This window comes from Mucilaginibacter kameinonensis, from assembly GCF_003675385.1.
Lineage (GTDB): Bacteria > Bacteroidota > Bacteroidia > Sphingobacteriales > Sphingobacteriaceae > Mucilaginibacter > Mucilaginibacter kameinonensis.
Map to the genome: position 1 here is coordinate 1,510,018 of NZ_RCWZ01000002.1, position 18,655 is coordinate 1,528,672.

Here is an 18,655-nt window from a genome sequence, read left to right on the forward strand (position 1 = left end):
GTTTTATGGAAATAGGTGAATTTTTATTAAACCTTGAAAAAATGAACTTTTCGTTATCAGTAGATAATGAAAAGCTGAATTTAAATGCGAATAAAAACAAGGTTACCCAGGAGCAGATAAATGCTGTTAAAAACAACAGCGAGATCATTAATTTTATCAAAACTCATAAAGATGAATTAATCAGGTACATTTCTAATCTTCCTAAACTATCAGCAGGCAACCAAAAAAATGTAGTTTCTATTTACAGGTTAAGCGGCTTGCAGGAAGGCATGTTGTTTCATAGCCTGTACAATGAGCAGTTTGGCAGCTACATTGAGCAGTTTACGTGCGATATTATTAATGCCGATCTTGACGTGCTAAAAGCGGCCTGGGCCGAAGTTATTGCAAGGCATACCATTTTGCGTACGGGCTTTTATTATGAGTCGTTCAGTATTCCTGTTCAATGTGTTTATCGGGATGTAACTCTTCCCATAGCAGAGTTTGATTACAGTGAGTTGGATGCAAGTTCACAAATTACGGCGTTTGATGAGTTTTTAATTACCGATCGTGAACGAGGCTTTGATTTTGACAAGCCGCCTTTAATGCGCATCTCTTTATTTAGGTTAAATGATAGCCGTTACCGGATGTTATGGAGTTTTCACCATATCCTGTTTGATGGCTGGTCGTTACCAGTATTAATGAGCGAGTTTTTAGAAGCCTATGAGCTTTTGTTAAGAGGACAAGCTCTTGCCCAAACACCGGAAGACAAGTATGAAGATTTTATCCGTTTTCTGGAGCGAAGGGACAAATGGGCCGAGGAAAGCTATTGGAGAACTTATTTGCAAGGTGTAAGCGAAGGAACTTCTTTGCCATTTGTTAAAAAAACAAACGCCGCGCTTTTAAAAGCCAAATTTCTTTCGGTTAGCAAAATCTTTGATAAAGATAGCTCGGCGCTGATCAATGCTTTTGTAAAGAAGCATCGCATAACGTTGAACACCCTTATGCAGGGTGTATGGGCATTGCTGCTGAACAGGTATACCGGTAATCAGAATGTGTTGTTTGGTACAGTAGTTTCCGGCCGACCAGATGAATTGCCAGCTGTAGAACAGCGTGTGGGTTTATTTATCAATACCATACCGTTTAAGGCTACTTTTGATAACCAGGAAATAATTAACTGGTTGCAGGGTTTGCAGGCCGATCAGGCTGCTTCAAGAAATTTTCAGCATGCTACACTTCAAAATATCAAAGCGTGGACTGGTGTAAAAATCGATCTGTTTGACAGCATCCTGGTTTTTGAAAACTATCCCGTAAACAAATCTATAAACGCCAAACAATGGTCGTTAAAAGTTGAGAATGCCAATACTTACGAACAAACTAACTACCCTTTAACTATTTTAATTGCCGATGCCGATGGTTTGAACTTTACTTTTAACTATAATTCAGATCTTTTAGAAACAAGCTACGTACAGTCTATCGTTGATCAGTTTACTTACGTGATATCGCAGGTTACTGAAGGGGCTGTAAAAACACTAAACGAAATTTCAATACTTACTCCTGCTGAAGCATCGATTTTGGCAGGTTTTAATAATACAGCCGCATCGTATCCGGCAGATAAAAACCTGGTAAGCCTTTTTGAAGAGCAGGTGAAGAAAACACCTGATGCAGTAGCTGTAAAATTTGAGGGCGACGCGCTTACTTATCAGGAATTAAACGAACGGGCCAATCAGTTAGCCCGTTATCTTCATTTACAGGGTGTTGTTAAAGAAACGCTGGTACCTATTTGCCTCGAGCGAAGTTTGGAAATGCTAATAGGCATAATTGGCATATTGAAAGCAGGTGGTGCTTATATCCCGGTTGACCCCGAATATCCTGTTGACAGGATAGCTTATATGCTTAATGACAGTGCGGCTAAAATCGTTTTAAGCAGCGGAGCCGGAACTTCAAAGCTTCAGGTTGGTCCATTGCAGATAATTGAGCTGGATAAGGATTGGGAACAGATTTCTAAACAGGATAACAGCAACCTTGATACGATAATAACTGTAGATCAACTGGCCTATGTAATTTATACTTCCGGATCAACAGGCAAACCTAAAGGGGCCATGAACGAGCATGGCGGGGTAGTGAACAGGTTAGCCTGGACCCAAAGTTATTTCGGGCTGACCCACGAGGATACTGTTCTCCAAAAAAACACATTCAGCTTTGACGTATCTGTATGGGAACTTTTATGGCCTGTACTAACCGGCGCTAAACTCGTTTTTGCCAAACCCGGCGCGCAAGGCGATAGCCTTTATCTGAAATCGGTAATAGAAAGTCAAAACGTAACACTCCTTCATTTTGTGCCATCAATGTTGAGCGTGTTTTTGCTTGATATTGAAAAAGGGGATTGCCGCGAACTTAAGCATGTATTATGCAGTGGTGAAGCCTTGGCAACAGCGCAGGTTAAATTGTTCCGAAGCAAATTGCCTCATGTTGCCTTACATAATTTATATGGCCCAACTGAAGCTGCTATCGACGTTACATATTGGAGCGATTTAGAGAAAGATCCGAATCTTGAGATTGTACCTATCGGTGCGCCCGTATCAAACACTCAAATCCACATCAGAAACGCATCGGGCGAATTAAGTCCAATCGGTGTACTTGGCGAGATCTGTATAGGAGGTGTACAGGTAGCAAGAGGTTATTTGAACCAGCCTGAACTGACAAAAGATAAGTTCATAGCAGATCCGTATAGCGAGGATAAAAATGCCAGGCTATACAGAACCGGCGATCAGGGCAGATGGCTGCCAGATGGCAACATCGAATACCTGGGCAGGATAGATGACCAGGTAAAGATCCGTGGCTATAGGATCGAGTTGGGCGAGGTCGAACAGGTGCTGCTGCAAAGCGAAAATGTAAGGCAAGCCGTAGTGCTTGCAACAGCAGACAAACAAGGCACGAAGAGATTGACCGCTTATGTGGTAATGGAAGAAGCAGCCTACGATAAGCAGGAACTACAAAATTACCTTGGCGAAAGGTTACCGGAATACATGGTGCCGAGGCTTTGGGTAAGACTGGATAGTTTGCCATTAACCCCCAACGGTAAAACCGATAAGAAGGCATTGCCTGAAGCGGAAGCAACTCAGGAAGAAAGCTACACAGCTCCTGAAACGACTACAGAAAAGCAATTAGCAAAAATCTGGGAAGAGTTGTTGGGGGTAGAGGAAATAGGCACGAGAGATAATTTCTTTGAGCTGGGCGGCCATTCGCTGCTGGCTATGCGGGTAATCTCGCAGGTAAGAAGAGAACTAAATAAAGAACTAAAGATCCGTGATTTGTTCGTTTACCCAACCATTGCGGATTTAGCGAAACAACTGGAAGTTGAAAATACCACAGCGGAGGGCGCGATACAAAAAGCAGAGCCAAAACCGGAATACATTCCGTTGTCATATAGCCAGGAAAGGCTATGGTTTATAGACAGACTGGAAGGCAGCGTACAGTACCATATCCCTGCGGTACTGAAACTAACCGGCGAGGTAAATATCAATGCCTTAGAAAACGCGCTGAAAGAAGTGGTAGAACGCCATGAGGTACTGCGTACCGTGATCAGGGAACATGAGGGGCAGGGTTACCAATATATTAAAGCTAACAACTGGACGCTAAAACAAAGTGTAATAAATGATAACAAAGCAGAACTTCAAGCATATATCAGCCAGGAAGTAAACAGACCGTTCGATCTGTCACAGGATGATATGCTGAGGGCGGAGCTGATAGAAACAGCAAAAGACGAATATGTATTGCTGTTGGTACTGCACCATATCGCCGCCGATGGCTGGTCAATGCCGGTACTGGTAACAGAATTCAGCCAGCTTTATAGCAGCTACAACAATAACGAGCCTATACAATTAAAAGCACCGGAGATTCAGTATGCGGACTATGCGATCTGGCAAAGGGAATACCTTGATGCCGAAAAACTGCAAAGCAAACTGAGCTATTGGGAAGAAAAGTTAGCGGGAACAACTACGCTTGAACTACCGACAGACCATATGCGCCCTGCAGTACAAAGCAGCAGGGGATCGGTATATGAGTTTACGATAGCTAAAGAACAGGCAGAGCAACTAAAACAGTTGAGCCTTGAACAAGGAGCTACGCTGTACATGACCCTACTGGCGATATTTAAAGTGCTGCTTTACCGCTATAGTGGTCAGGATGATATTTGCGTTGGTACCCCGGTAGCCAACCGTGACAGGGAGGAAACCGCAGAGCTGATCGGCTTTTTCGTAAACACGCTTGCAATAAGAACAAACCTAAACGGCGAAGACACATTCAATACATTACTATCCCAAGTAAAGCAAACCACACTGGAAGCTTACGGCCACCAGGAAGTACCGTTTGAAAAAGTAGTAGAAGCGGTAGTAAAAGAAAGGGATCTGAGCAGGAGCCCATTGTTCCAGGTAATGTTTGTGCTGCAGAATACAGGCGTTATCCCAACCCTTGAACTGGGCGATATTAAAATCACCGGCGAACGAGCAGGTGACTATTCAAGCAAATATGACCTGAGCTATAACGCTGAAGAAACTAAAGAAGGCATCCGGATCGTAGCGGAATACAATACCGATCTGTACGAGGCTGCGACTATTGAAAGAATGGCCAGTCATTACATTGAACTGATTGCATCAGTACTTAATGAACCAAATGCTACTCCAATTGATAAGCTTCAGCTATTAAGCAAAACCGAAGAAGAGCAATTACAATCATTCAACGAAACAGGAGCGGCATATCCTAAAGGAGAAAATATTGTCAGCCTGTTTGAAAAACAAGTACAAGAAAGTCCCACTGCAACAGCATTGGTCTTTGAGGGAAAAGCAGTAAACTATCAGGAACTAAACGAAAGATCAAACCGGATAGCGCATTATCTAAAAGCAGAAGGTGTACAAACCGGAAGCTTAGTAGCGATTTGTATCGAACGCGGCATCAATATGATGGCGGGTATATTGGGTATCCTGAAAGCAGGGGCAGCTTATGTTCCTGTTGATATGGACTACCCGAAAGAGCGCATCAGCTATATTCTTGAAGATACCCAGGCAAGTATAATATTAAGCAGTAGTACATGGAAAGCTAATCTAACTGGTGTAAATGCTCAGGTTATCGAGCTTGACAGTAACGAAGAAATAAAAACCCAAGGCAGCGAAAACATAAATGTAGCCATCGAGCCAAGTCAATTGGCGTACGTAATGTATACTTCAGGCTCAACAGGCAAACCCAAAGGGGTAATGGTGGAGCACCAAAGCATCGTCAATTATTGCAATGGTTTTGTGAATTACTTTGGTATCACAGCAGCAGACAACGTGCTTCAGCAATCATCGGTATCGTTTGATACCATGTGTGAGGAAATTTATCCTGCACTGATCTCAGGGGCAAAAGTGGTAATCGTAAAAGAGGGTGGTAAAGATGTGGATGCTATCAAGCATCTGCTGGCTACAGAAGGAATAACGATCCTGAGCGCTACGCCAACAGTCATCGCTTACCTGAACAAAGAATCGGCAAACAATAACATCGATATTCAAAGCCTGCGCTATATCATTAGCGGTGGTGAATTATTGCAGCCGGGTTTTATAGATCACCTGTATCCGGCAACAAAAGTAGTGAACAGCTATGGTCCAACTGAGGGCACCGTATGCGCGAGTTATTATACCCTTGAGGACATCAGCAATGCCGCGTTGATCGGTTCACCAGTATCAAATACGCAGATCTATATTATAAATCAAGGAAGCGAATTAAGCCCAATAGGTGTACCGGGTGAGATCTGCATAGGCGGTGTACAGGTAGCAAGAGGCTATCTGAACCAGCCTGAACTAACAAAAGATAAATTCATAGCAGACCCGTATAGCGAGGATAAAAATGCCAGGCTATACAGAACCGGTGATCAGGGCAGATGGCTACCAGATGGTAACATAGAATACCTGGGCAGGATAGATGACCAGGTAAAGATCAGAGGCTATAGGATCGAGTTGGGTGAGATCGAACAGGCGCTGTTGCAAAATGAAAACGTAAGGCAAGCGGTAGTGCTGGCTAAAGCGGATAAGCAAGGCATCAAAAGGCTTACAGCCTATGTGGTAATGGACGAAACCGCCTACGATAAACAGGAGCTACAGAATTACCTTGGCGAAAGGTTACCGGAATACATGGTGCCAAGGCTTTGGGTAAGGCTGGACAGTTTACCATTAACACCCAACGGCAAAACCGATAAACGCGCGCTGCCTGAAGCAGAAGCAAACCAGGAAGAAAGCTATACCGCTCCTGAAACAACTCCTGAGAAACAATTAGCAAAAATCTGGGAGGAACTGCTCGGCGTAGAAAAGATAGGGACAAAGGATAATTTCTTTGAGTTGGGCGGGCATTCGCTGCTGGCTATGCGGGTGATCTCGCAGGTAAGAAGGGAACTGAACAAGGAGTTAAAGATCCGTGACCTGTTTGTTTACCCGACTATCGCTGATTTGGCAAAACAACTGGAAGTTGAAGATACCACAACAGAAGGCACGATCCAAAAAGCAGAACCAAGACCAGAATACATCCCGCTGTCCTACAGCCAGGAAAGGTTATGGTTTATCGACAGGTTGGAAGGAAGCGTGCAATATCATATCCCCGGGGTTTTAAAGTTAGAGGGTGTTCTTGATGCCGGTTCTTTAGAACAGGCAATAAGGGAAGTTGTGAACCGGCATGAGGTATTACGTACGGTGATCACGGAACATGACGGTCATGGGTTTCAGTTTGTAAAACCTGCTGGTCAATGGAAATTATCCCGGACTTCATCTGAAAATGATGCGGCATTAAATTCGTATGTCAATACATTTATAGAAAAGCCATTTGATCTGTCGGCAGATAATATGCTTCGTGCGGAACTGATCAGCATTGACAACAATTCGCACGTATTGGTAATGGTCATCCATCATATCGCGTCAGATGCATGGTCATTACCAATAATAGTTGATGAAATAGCTGCTTTATATAGCGCCTATAGCAGCGGTAACCAATTGCATTTGACGGAACCTGCATTACAGTTTGCCGATTATGCCTTATGGTTACGCGATAATTTGCATGAGGATAAATTAGAAGAGAAACTTCAATACTGGAAATCGAAACTTCAGGATGCAGTGCCCCTGCAATTACCTACCGATCATGTACGCCCGGCAAACAACAGCAGCAAAGGCTCTACCTTAACCTTCAATATCGACAAAAAACTAAGTGATAGCTTACAGTTGTTAAGCCAGGAGCACAGCGCGACACTTTACATGACGCTGTTATCAGCTTTTAATGTATTGATGTACCGTTATAGCGGTCAGGATGACATTTGTGTAGGTACATCAATAGCCGGTAGGCCTAATCCTGAACTGGAAAGATTAATTGGTTTTTTTGTAAATACCCTTGTATTACGTAACCACATCAACAGCGACGAGTCTTTTTCAAAGCTGCTGGCCCAGGTAAAGCAAACTACTTTGGAAGCCTATGAGCACCAGGAAGTACCATTTGAAAAAGTGGTTGAAGCCGTTGTAAAGGAAAGAACGGCCGGCGTAAGTCCGCTATTTCAGGTGATGCTGGTGCTGGGCAATACGCCAACCGTGCCCGAATTAAAACTAAGCGGCCTTGGCCTTTCCGGGTTTGATTATGAGCAATCAGCAGTAAAGTTCGACCTTACATTTTTTGTAAACGAAACTCCCGATGGGCTTCAATGTGCGGTGCAATACCGGACTGATATTTTTAGCTCGGTGCGGATTGAAACCATGGTTCAGCACTTCTGTGCCTTACTGGCTTCGGCAGTAGCCGAACCCGAAATGCCGGTAGGTAAACTGGAAATGCTTGACCTGTCGCAAAAAGAAAATCTGTTAACACTGGGCAGGAGCGTTTGCCTGTATCCAGCGGATAAAACAATTGCCGATATTTTTGAAAACATAGTTTCAAAATCTCCAACTGTAAACGCGGTTACATATGAAGGTCAGTCGATTAGTTTTGATGAATTAAATAAACGTTCAAACCGCTTAGCGCATCATTTGCAGCGCTATGGTGTTGGAGCTGATACATTAGTACCGCTTTATACCGATCGCGGTATCTCTATGATTATCGGTATAATGGGGGTCCTGAAAGCTGGCGCAGCCTATGTACCGATTGATACGGACTATCCGCTTGAAAGGGTTAACTATATCCTGGAAGATACAAATGCAAAAATCGCTGTAAGCAGCCCTAAATTTGCTGATAACCTTGCTGATATTTCCGAATGGTTAAAAGTTGTTGAGCTTGACGAGCAAAACTGGGAGCTGGCTGCCGAGCCTGAAACCAATGTGATAAGAGTCATCTCACCGGATAATCTTGCCTATGTGATTTATACATCTGGTTCAACCGGCAAACCTAAAGGTGTTCAAATTACCCAGCAAAACATTGTCGATTATGTTTACGGGCTGGATGACCGTATCGGTATAGGCGCCTGCAAAACATTCGGTTTAATGTCAACCATCGCAACCGATTTGGGTAATACCGTTTTATTTAGCTCATTATTGTTTGGTGGTACACTGCATGTTTTCTCTAAAGAAACATTGAGCCACATTGAGGCGCTTCATACTTATTTTGAAGATAACCGGATAGATTGTATCAAGATAGTGCCGTCGCATTGGAAAGCATTATCGGCAGATGAACCGTTGGTGCCTGCCCGTATGCTTGTTTTTGGCGGGGAATCATTATCGACTGAGATCGTTTCCAGGATCAGGCAATACAGCGATTGTCGCATCATTAATCACTATGGGCCAACCGAAACCACAATTGGTAAACTATTATATGAGGTAAATGATGCAAACCATACCGTTATTCCAATCGGACGGCCGTTTGCAAATACGCAAACATATGTATTAAATAAAGATCTGCAATTGTGCCCAATAGGTGTTCCCGGCCAATTATTTATAGGCGGAACAGGATTGGCTAAAGGTTATCAGGGACAAGTAGCGTTGACGGCAGAAAAATTTATAGTTGATCCGTATAGCAATGCTAATGCGTTGATATATCAAACAGGTGATGCCGTACAATATAATGCCGAAGGAAATATCGAATATCTTGGCCGTGTAGACGATCAGGTAAAAATAAGGGGCTATCGTGTTGAGCCGGGCGAAATTAGCCGGATCCTGGAACAAAGCAGATTGGTAAGTCAGGCAGTAGTATTAGCTCGTCTTGATAAACAAGGAAATAATCAACTGGTAGGATATGTAGTTGCTTCTGGCGAATTTGATCGTGCGGTTATTATAGCGGCGTTAAAAGAGCAGCTGCCTGAATATATGATACCCGCTTACCTGGTTGAGCTCAAAGAAATTCCGTTAACTGCGGCAGGTAAAATAAACCGTAAGTTATTACCCGATCCGGAAGTTGAAGTATCCGCGGAGCGTGATAACAAACCAGCTACCGAAATAGAGATCAAATTGGCCGCTATCTGGCAGGACATCCTTGAGATGGAATCGATAGGTGTTCATGATGATTTTTTTGAACTTGGCGGTCATTCATTGCTGGCTGTACGCCTGATTTCGGCGGTGCGCAAAGCATTTATGGTCGAATTGCCGATAAGTGATGTGTTTGATTATCCTACTGTAAGCAAGTTAAGCACCCGTTTAAGCGTTGATAAGGTTGATGAAAATGTTACAACTATAGGTGTACAACAACGTCCGGAGCATATTCCGCTATCATTCAGTCAGGAGCGTTTGTGGTTTATTGACAGGCTGGAAGGCTCTGTTCAATACCATCTTCCGGCTGTATTGCGTTTAACCGGCAAATTAAACATACCGGCCTTAACGAGCGCGTTCCAGCATATAGTTGGTCGTCATGAAGTTTTGCGTACTGTAATAAGGGAGCACGAAGGTCGTGGTTATCAATATATAAAACCCGCGGGCGGCTGGCTGTTAGAGCAAAGCTCCCTGGAAGAAATTGAAACCGTAGGCATTAATTTACAAGATTATGTTCAGCGCCAGATAAACAGGCCGTTTAATTTATCGCAGGATCATATGCTGCGTGCCGAGTTGATTCAAACCGGCACAGAAGCATATATTTTGTTACTTACCATGCACCACATAGCTTCTGATGGCTGGTCAACCTCAATTCTTGTACGAGAATTGGGTGTTTTATACAAAGCATTTGCATCAGGAACTGAGCTTGAAACTTCGGAGCTACCTGCCTTGCCGATACAATATGCAGATTATGCGATCTGGCAACGGAATCACCTTCAAAGCGACTTGCTGGAACAAAAGCTCAGTTACTGGAAAGATAAACTGGAAGGAATATCTGCCATTCAATTACCTACAGATTACCGCAGGCCTTTGATCAGAAGTAATCAGGGTTTAACCGAGGCAGTATTAATAGATAAAGCATTGGTTGATGGCTTAAATGCCCTAAGTCGTAAACAGGGAACAACGCTGTATATGACATTGCTTTCGGCATTCGTAGTGCTACTTTACCGTTACAGCGGGCAGGAGGATATAAGTGTAGGTACGCCGGTATCCGGTCGCAGTCACCAGGAGATTGAAGGTTTAATAGGCTTCTTTATCAATACCCTGGTTTTACGAAATAATGTACAGGCAGGCGAGGCCTTTACCAAACTACTTGAGCAGGTAAAGCACACAACGCTTGAGGCTTATAACCACCAGGAAGTGCCGTTTGAAAAAGTGGTTGAAGCCGTTGTGAAGGAAAGGGATATGAGCCACAGCCCGCTGTTTCAGGTAATGTTCACACTTCAGAACACGCCCGAGATTCCGGAGTTAACACTGGCCGACGTAACCTTAAGCGCCGAAACAGCCGAGGATACCACCTCTAAATTCGACATCAGCTTAAACCTGATTGAGACCGTCGATGGCCTTGTTGGTGGATTGACTTATAACACCGACTTGTTTAAAGCCGAAACTATGGAGCGCATGATTGGTCATTTTACCGCCATCCTGCAATCCGTAGTTAAGAGTCCTGCCGAAATTATCGGACGGATCAACATGCTGAGTTCGAACGAAGAACAACAGCAGTTAAAGAACTTTAACGCCACGGCCGCTGATTATCCTACAGATAAAAGCGTTCTGGAGATCTTTGAGCAGCAGGTTGCCCAAACACCAGAAGCGGTTGCCGTGACATTTGAAGATGAAACACTGACTTATCAGCAGTTGAGCGATAACGCAAACAGCCTGGCAAAATACCTGCAGGCTCATGGGGTTAAAACGGAAACCATCGTGCCTGTTTGCGTCGAGCGCAGTATTGAAATGATAGTTGGCATTTTGGGTGTGATGAAAGCCGGAGGCGTATACGTGCCTTTTGATCCGGAATACCCGCAAGATCGTATCGATTATATGCTGAAAGACACCGGCGCTAACTTGGTAGTAAGCAGCAGCGCTTGCAGTAACAAATTTGCTAAGGCAAATATCCCGGTAGTTGAACTTGACAGACATTGGACAGATGTGGCAAAGTATGATGCAGACAAACTAAATTCATCCATTACCGCCGAGCAACTCGCCTATATCATTTATACATCGGGTTCAACCGGCAGACCAAAAGGGGTAATGATTGAGCATCGCAGTGTGGTGAACTTGGTGTTGGCCCACAAACGCGACTTGAAGCTTAAGCACGGTACGCGGTTCCTGCAATTTGCATCATTTGGTTTTGATGCATCATGTAATGAAATATTCAGCACGTTGTTAACCGGCGGTTGTCTGGTGATGTGCACGAAAGAATCGCTTTTATCCGCCGACGAATTTAGTCTGCTTTTACTAAAGCAAAAAGTAGAGATCGCCATATTGCCGCCCGCTTTTCAGCAATTTATCGAAAATGTGCCCGGTACGCTTCGTGTTGTTATTTCTGCAGGCGAGGCCCTGAATGAGGCCGCCACGAAGCATATACAATTGCAAGGTGTAGAGGTGTTAAACGGTTATGGGCCAACCGAGTGTACCGTATGTGCCGCACAAACACATCAACCCATAAGGCCCGATGGAATTATAACCATAGGTAAACCTATGGATAATGTACAGATCTATATTCTGAACAAGGAAAATCAGCTAAGCCCGGTAGGCGTGTCGGGCGAGATCTGCATAGGCGGTATCCAGGTGGCAAGAGGATATTTGAACCAGTCTGAGTTAACAAACGAGAAATTCATAAAAGATCCGTTTGTTGAAACACCAGGCGCACGTTTATATCGCACCGGCGATTTAGGACGCTGGCTGCCTGATGGAGATATTGAATATCTTGGTAGAATGGACGACCAGATTAAGATCCGTGGTTTCCGTATAGAGTTAGGCGAGATTGAAAATATATTACTTCAAAGCGGATTGGTTTCGCAGGCCGTTGTGTTATCAAAACCAGATATCGACGGTGTAAACAGGCTGATTGCCTATGTTACATCTGATACCGGGTATGATAAACCTGCCTTGATAACGTACCTGAGTGCTCATTTACCCGAGTATATGGTTCCCAAATTATGGGTATTGCTTGATAAAATGCCCGTAACAACTCATGGCAAGGTAGATAAACGTGCCCTGCCTGATGTTGACATGGCCGAACAGTTAAACTATAACTACGTAGCGCCGCGTAATAAAACAGAAGAAGGACTGGCAGCAATATGGCAGCGCCTTTTGGGTATCGATAAGATCAGTATCCATGATAACTTCTTTGAGTTGGGTGGCCATTCCATATTGGCTATGCGGTTGATAGCCGCGGTTAAAAAGGAATTGAGCATCAATATTACCATCAGGGATCTGTTTATTAACCCAACAATTGCCAAGCTTTACCGTAGGTCGCAAAATCAAAATATTGATCTTACGCAATCGCTTATCCCAATAAAAACAACGGGTAATAAAACGCCGCTTTATATAGTTTGTGGCGCCGGTGGTACGGCGTTCAAGTTTAAGGATTTTGTAAACCTGCTTGATCCGGAGCAGCCTGTTTATGGTCTACAACAGCCTTTACACATCAGTAATCCCGCTGATTTTCCGGATACTATAGAGGGGATTGCGGAGAGATACGTAACAGAAATGCTGTTGGATAACCCTTATGGCCCTTACGCATTGGCTGGTCATTGCCTTGGCGGTATGATAGCTGTTGAAATGGCCAGTCAGCTTCAGGCTATGGGTAAAAAGATCTCCATGCTTGCCATGTTTGACGCGGATGCGAAACCATTGATAGAAGCCGTGACCGAACAGGCTAATAACAATTTACCGTCATTGGTTAAAAGATCAGTTTCGGTAATATCTACAAAGGTTAAGTTTGAGCTGTTTTTATTAATGAAGCACCCTAAACAGGCTATTATGTATAAAGCCAGGAAAATAGGTCCGCTGTTTAGTAATACCGAATCAAAACTGGCGAATGTAGATCAGGACATTTTTGACAGGATTACGCTGCAAATAAAAACCGCTGCCGATAATTACCAGATAAAGCCTTACAACGGTGAGATAATTTTGTTTAACGCGACACAGCAGTATTACTTTATTGATAAGGTTAACAAGATCATTTACAAGGAGCTGGAAGTTAATTTTGAAAGTAAAAACGCATGGAAAGATTATGCTCAATCTGTTAAAATACATGAAGTTAAAGGGGAGCATTCAACAATTTTTGATGAGTTGAACGCAAGAGAGTTTTCTGAAATATTACAACACTATTTAGGTTAATAGATCGCAAAAAGAATGGGATTAACAATTAAGGACAGATTGGTCGCATACCGTAATCTTCCAAAGTTTTTTAGCCTGGTTTGGAAAGTTAGCCCCCGGCTAACTTTATGTAATATCGTTATCAGGATTTTGCAGGCAATTATTCCGCTTGGTTTACTTAGCGTAGGTAAGTACATCATTGACGAGGCTATTGCCATAACGCATAATAGGGCGCTGTCATATGATTATCTCTGGAAATTGATTGCCATTGAATTTATACTGATCCTGGTATTAATTATACTTGGCAAAGTCACGTCGCTTATTGACGAACTTTTAGGTGAGCGTCTTACAAATGACACCACCAACATGATCATGGAGCATGCCGCTAAGCTGGACCTGGTGCAGTTTGAAAACTCGCAGTTTTATGATAAGTTGGAAAGGGCAAGGCAACAAACTACCGGTCGTGCCATTTTGTTAACGCACGTATTTAGCCAGGTTCAGGATATGATCACCATTACCTCATATGTAGTGGTGTTGGTAGCCTTTAATCCATGGATAATCGTAATCCTTTTATCGGTTACATTACCATCGTTACTGGGCGAATTTTATTTCAATAATAAAAACTACAGCTTAATACGCAGTCAAACACAGGCCAGGCGCGAGCTTGACTATTTAAGCCTGGTGGCCAGCAGCGACGTGGCAGCCAAAGAGGTGAGGTTATTTGATCTCTCGGGCTTTTTTATCGGCCGATTCAAAAATATTTCCCACAATCTTTATGATGCCAAGCAGAAATTCGGCGTAAAACGACTTGTCATAAGTTCTTTGATAAGTATTCCGGGAGTAGTAGGGTTTTACATCGTGTTTTTTTATATCGTGCAACGTGTACTACAGGGTAGCCTTACAATAGGCGGATTAACCCTTTTATTAGGAACCATAAGGCAGTTAGGTGGTTTAGTACAAAACAGCGCCAAACGGTTCAACGCCGTAGCACAGGGGGCAATTTACCTTACCGATTTCTTTGATTTCTTTAAGATTGCACCTACCATCACAATCCCCAATAATCCACGGCCCTTTCCCGATCCTGTTTTATCAGGCTTCACCTTTGAAAATGTTGGATTTAAATATACCAACTCCGATAAATGGGCTAACAGGCATCTGAATTTTACGCTTCGCCCCGGCGAGAAACTGGCATTAGTGGGGGAGAATGGTGCAGGTAAAACAACACTGGTAAAGCTTTTGGTAAGGTTATATGATCCTACAGAAGGCCGTATAACACTTGATGGCTATGATCTAAAGGAATATAACATCGAGGATATCAGGAGACAGATGGGCATCATCTTCCAGGATTTTATCAAATACCAAATGCCTGCATCAGTAAATATAGCTGTGGGGGATATAACAGGGATTGATCAGGAAGACCTTATTACTAGCGCTGCAAAGCAAAGCCTGGCACACCCGATAGTAGACAGGTTGCCAAAAAAATATCAGCAAATGCTAGGGACTCATTTTGAAACCGGCGTTGAGCTATCGGGCGGGGAATGGCAGAAAGTAGCGCTTGCCAGGGCTTATATGCGTAATGCACAGATCGTGATCCTGGATGAGCCAACGGCCGCCTTGGATGCGCGTTCGGAGTACGAAGTATTTAAACGTTTTTCGGATATCACCGAAAAGAAAACCGCGGTGCTTATCTCTCACCGTTTTTCAACAGTACGCATGGCCGATAGGATCATCGTACTGGATAAAGGAGAGATCCTGGAAATAGGAAGCCATGAAGAACTTTTACAAAAAGGCGACCGCTATGCCGAGTTATTTGAGCTACAGGCAGCCGGCTACAAATAAAAAATTGCCAAAACCTTACACCGATAAAGACATTTACCTATATAAATAACATAACACTCGTAAGATGGAATTGACCTCATCAACCTTAATTACCGCATTAATTTTAACTAAAAACGAAGAACCTAATCTCAAGCGGGTTCTCGACAGGTTAACCTGGCTTCAACGGGTTGTTATTCTGGATAGTTTTAGTACTGATGCTACATTGGACATTGCTAATTCCTATCCCAACGTTGAAGTTTTTCAACGCAAATTTGATACACATGGCAACCAGTGGAATTACGGGCTTTCATTACTTAAAAGCAAATGGGCGTTAACACTTGATGCCGATTACGTACTTACGCCGGAGTTTATACAGGAAACCCAAAACATTATCGCCAATCCGCAAAATGAAGCCTATGAGACCACGTTCAGGTTTTTAGTTTTCGGAAAAAAGCTTTCCGGCGATAATACAACGCCCCGCCCTGTTTTATTTGACATTAATAAATGTATTTATTACGATGATGGGCATACCCAGCGTTTAAAAATTAACGGGTCTACTGGTATGTACAAATCGTATATCTTACATGACGACAGAAAATCGCTGTCACGCTGGTTAAGTAACCAGGATGGCTATGCCATTAAAGAAAGTAAAAAACTGGTCAATGAATCGACATCAGGAATGCCGTTAAGTGGCAGGATTCGTAAAACAAAGGTATTTGCCCCGTTTTTAGTTTTCTTTCATTGCCTGTTTGTTAAAAGGCTGATCTTTAACGGCTGGGCAGGGTGGCACTATACACTTCAGCGAACCATGGTTGAGATACTGCTCGCTATCCGATTGATTGAAGATGAAAAGCTTGCCGAAAAGCCGGAATCTGCACCAACGTTAACCATCGTTCCGGACGATTTAAAATCCAACCTGGTTAAATAATCCATCAGCTGTTGCATATTTGCATCCTCTTATATCTATCACTACCTTATGAAAATACTGCACATTATACCTGCTTATAAACCTGCTTACGGATACGGAGGTCCAACGGAATCTGTATCGCGCTTGTGCGAAGGATTAGCGGCTAACGGGCATGATGTTGATGTTTATACCACTACTGCTAACGGAAAAACCGAACTGGATGTAGCGCCTGGGGCCGTAACAAATGTAGAGGGGGTTAACGTAACTTATTTTAAACGCATTACCGGCGATCATACGCATGTAAGCCCTACCTTATGGCGCATGCTTTTCAAAACCGCTAACCATTATGATGTGATCCATATCCATTCATGGTGGAGTATTTTAAGTGTGGTAGCTGCACGGATTGCCTTATTCAGTAAAACCAAAGTGATCCTTGCGCCCCGCGGTATGTTGAGTGAGTACGTATTTGAAACCGGAAACAGTGGTTATAAAAAATTGATCCATAAGTTTGGCGGGCGCAAAATTTTGAAGAAATGCGTATTGCACGCTACCGCCCAGTCCGAATATGTTGAATGCCGAAAATTGATCCCCGGGTGGGAAGGTTTTGTTTTACCCAATATTTTATCGTTACCCGATATTGAGATAAAGGAAACAGACAATGAGCGCTTCACGGTTATTTTTATGTCGCGCATTCACCATAAAAAAGGACTTGAAAAATTGTTTGCAGCCATAAGTCAACTTTCGTTTGACCTGAAACTGGTTATTGCCGGCGATGGTGACGAAACCTACGTTCAACAACTGAAACAACTTGCTGATGAGCTGAAGATAACTTCAAAAATTGAATGGTTAGGCTGGGTAAACAGGCAGGAGAAATTTGAACGCCTCAACCAGTCGGACTTGTTTATTCTGACATCCTTAAATGAAAACTTCGCTAATGTGGTAGTGGAATCCTTACACATGGGTACTGCCGTTTTGATCTCTGAAAATGTAGGCCTTTCTGATTTTGTTAGCGAGAACAACCTCGGCTGGATTTGCACATTAAATACCGACAGCATTATAGAAAAACTAAGCGAAGCTTATCTTGGGAAACAAAAATTAGATTACATCCGCAAACATGGCCGCGAAATTATCAGGACAACATTTCACGAGCAGGTATTGATTGCGAAGTATTACGAAGAATATTTAAAATAGCCCTCTTTTCTTTCAACTATTTACCATTCAGGTAAACATCACCATATTTCTTTTTGGTGAGCATATATTCTTGTATCTATTAAAAACTAAAAATCACATTGAAAATTATGAAACCAACCTTACTCATTCTGGCGGCAGGTATGGCCAGCCGTTACGGCAGCATGAAACAAATTGACGGTTTTGGCCCTAACGGCGAAACCATTATTGATTATTCTATCTATGACGCTATTAAAGCGGGCTTTGGAAAAGTATGCTTCATCATTCGCGAAGAATTTGCCGATAATTTTAAGGCCATATTTGAACCAAAACTACAGGGCCTCATCGAAGCCGATTATGTTTTTCAAAGCTATGACCTAACGCCATTCGGTATCGATAAAACTATTGAGCGTGCAAAACCATGGGGTACTGCTCATGCTGTTTTGGCAGCACGTGATGCGGTAAAAGAGCCATTTTGCGTAATTAATGCCGATGACTATTACGGCTATGATGCTTTTGAAAAAATGGTTGAGTTTTTAACTACTGAGGTTGCAGAAGATCAATATTCATTGATCGGATACCAGATCAACAATACCCTCTCTGAAAATGGTTCGGTATCGCGTGGGGTATGTAAGGTGGATGAAAACGGTAACATGGTACAGATAAATGAGCGTGCCGAAGTTTATTTTAAAGAGGATGGCGGCATAGCCTACAAAGATGAGACCGGCGAACACGATTTACCGGCCGATACCCGCGTATCAATGAATTTCTGGGGTTTTACACCGGCGGTTTTTGAGCAAAGCAAGCCAATGTTTACCAGGTTTGCGCAGGCCAATGAGGATAAGCCTAAAGCTGAATTTTATATTCCGCTGGTTGCTGATGAGTTGATTAAAACAGGAGCTGCAAGCTTTAAAGTTATCCCAACAAAATCAAAATGGTTTGGAGTTACTTATGTAAATGATAAGGATATTGTTAAGGAAAGCATTTCAAAGCTGGTAGAAAACGGAACCTATCCGTTGAACCTCTGGAATGATGTTTTAGTAAAGTAATCTAACTTAAAAACACATAAATAGTAAAATATGAAGATAGCAGTAATTGGTACTGGCTATGTTGGTTTGGTAACGGGAACCTGTTTGGCCGAAACAGGGAATGAAGTAACCTGTGT

General features: G+C 43.0%; 6 protein-coding genes. All 6 read left to right on the top strand.

All coding sequences use genetic code 11. The features are described 5' to 3' along the window. Positions 1 to 41 precede the first annotated feature (41 nt). Positions 42 to 13,619, top strand: coding sequence for a non-ribosomal peptide synthetase (locus EAH55_RS13115; protein ID WP_162996856.1), 13,578 nt, complete (start codon positions 42 to 44; stop codon positions 13,617 to 13,619). A gap of 15 nt (positions 13,620 to 13,634) precedes the next feature. Continuing rightward, positions 13,635 to 15,437 (top strand): ABC transporter ATP-binding protein, encoded by a 1,803-nt coding sequence (locus EAH55_RS13120; RefSeq protein WP_121809996.1) that lies wholly within the window; start codon positions 13,635 to 13,637, stop codon positions 15,435 to 15,437. A gap of 64 nt (positions 15,438 to 15,501) precedes the next feature. Next, positions 15,502 to 16,344 (top strand): glycosyltransferase family 2 protein, encoded by an 843-nt coding sequence (locus tag EAH55_RS13125; RefSeq protein ID WP_121809997.1) that lies wholly within the window; start codon positions 15,502 to 15,504, stop codon positions 16,342 to 16,344. Between the two features lie 48 nt (positions 16,345 to 16,392). Then, positions 16,393 to 17,514, top strand: coding sequence for an XrtY-associated glycosyltransferase XYAG1 (locus EAH55_RS13130; RefSeq protein ID WP_121809998.1), 1,122 nt, complete (start codon positions 16,393 to 16,395; stop codon positions 17,512 to 17,514). Between the two features lie 107 nt (positions 17,515 to 17,621). Beyond that, a complete protein-coding gene (locus EAH55_RS13135) occupies positions 17,622 to 18,539 on the top strand; it encodes a nucleotidyltransferase family protein (protein ID WP_208644832.1) in 918 nt (305 codons plus the stop codon). A 30-nt stretch (positions 18,540 to 18,569) separates the two neighbouring features. Beyond that, on the top strand, positions 18,570 to 18,655 hold an 86-nt coding region (locus EAH55_RS13140; protein WP_162996778.1), incomplete at its 3' end, for an NAD-binding protein.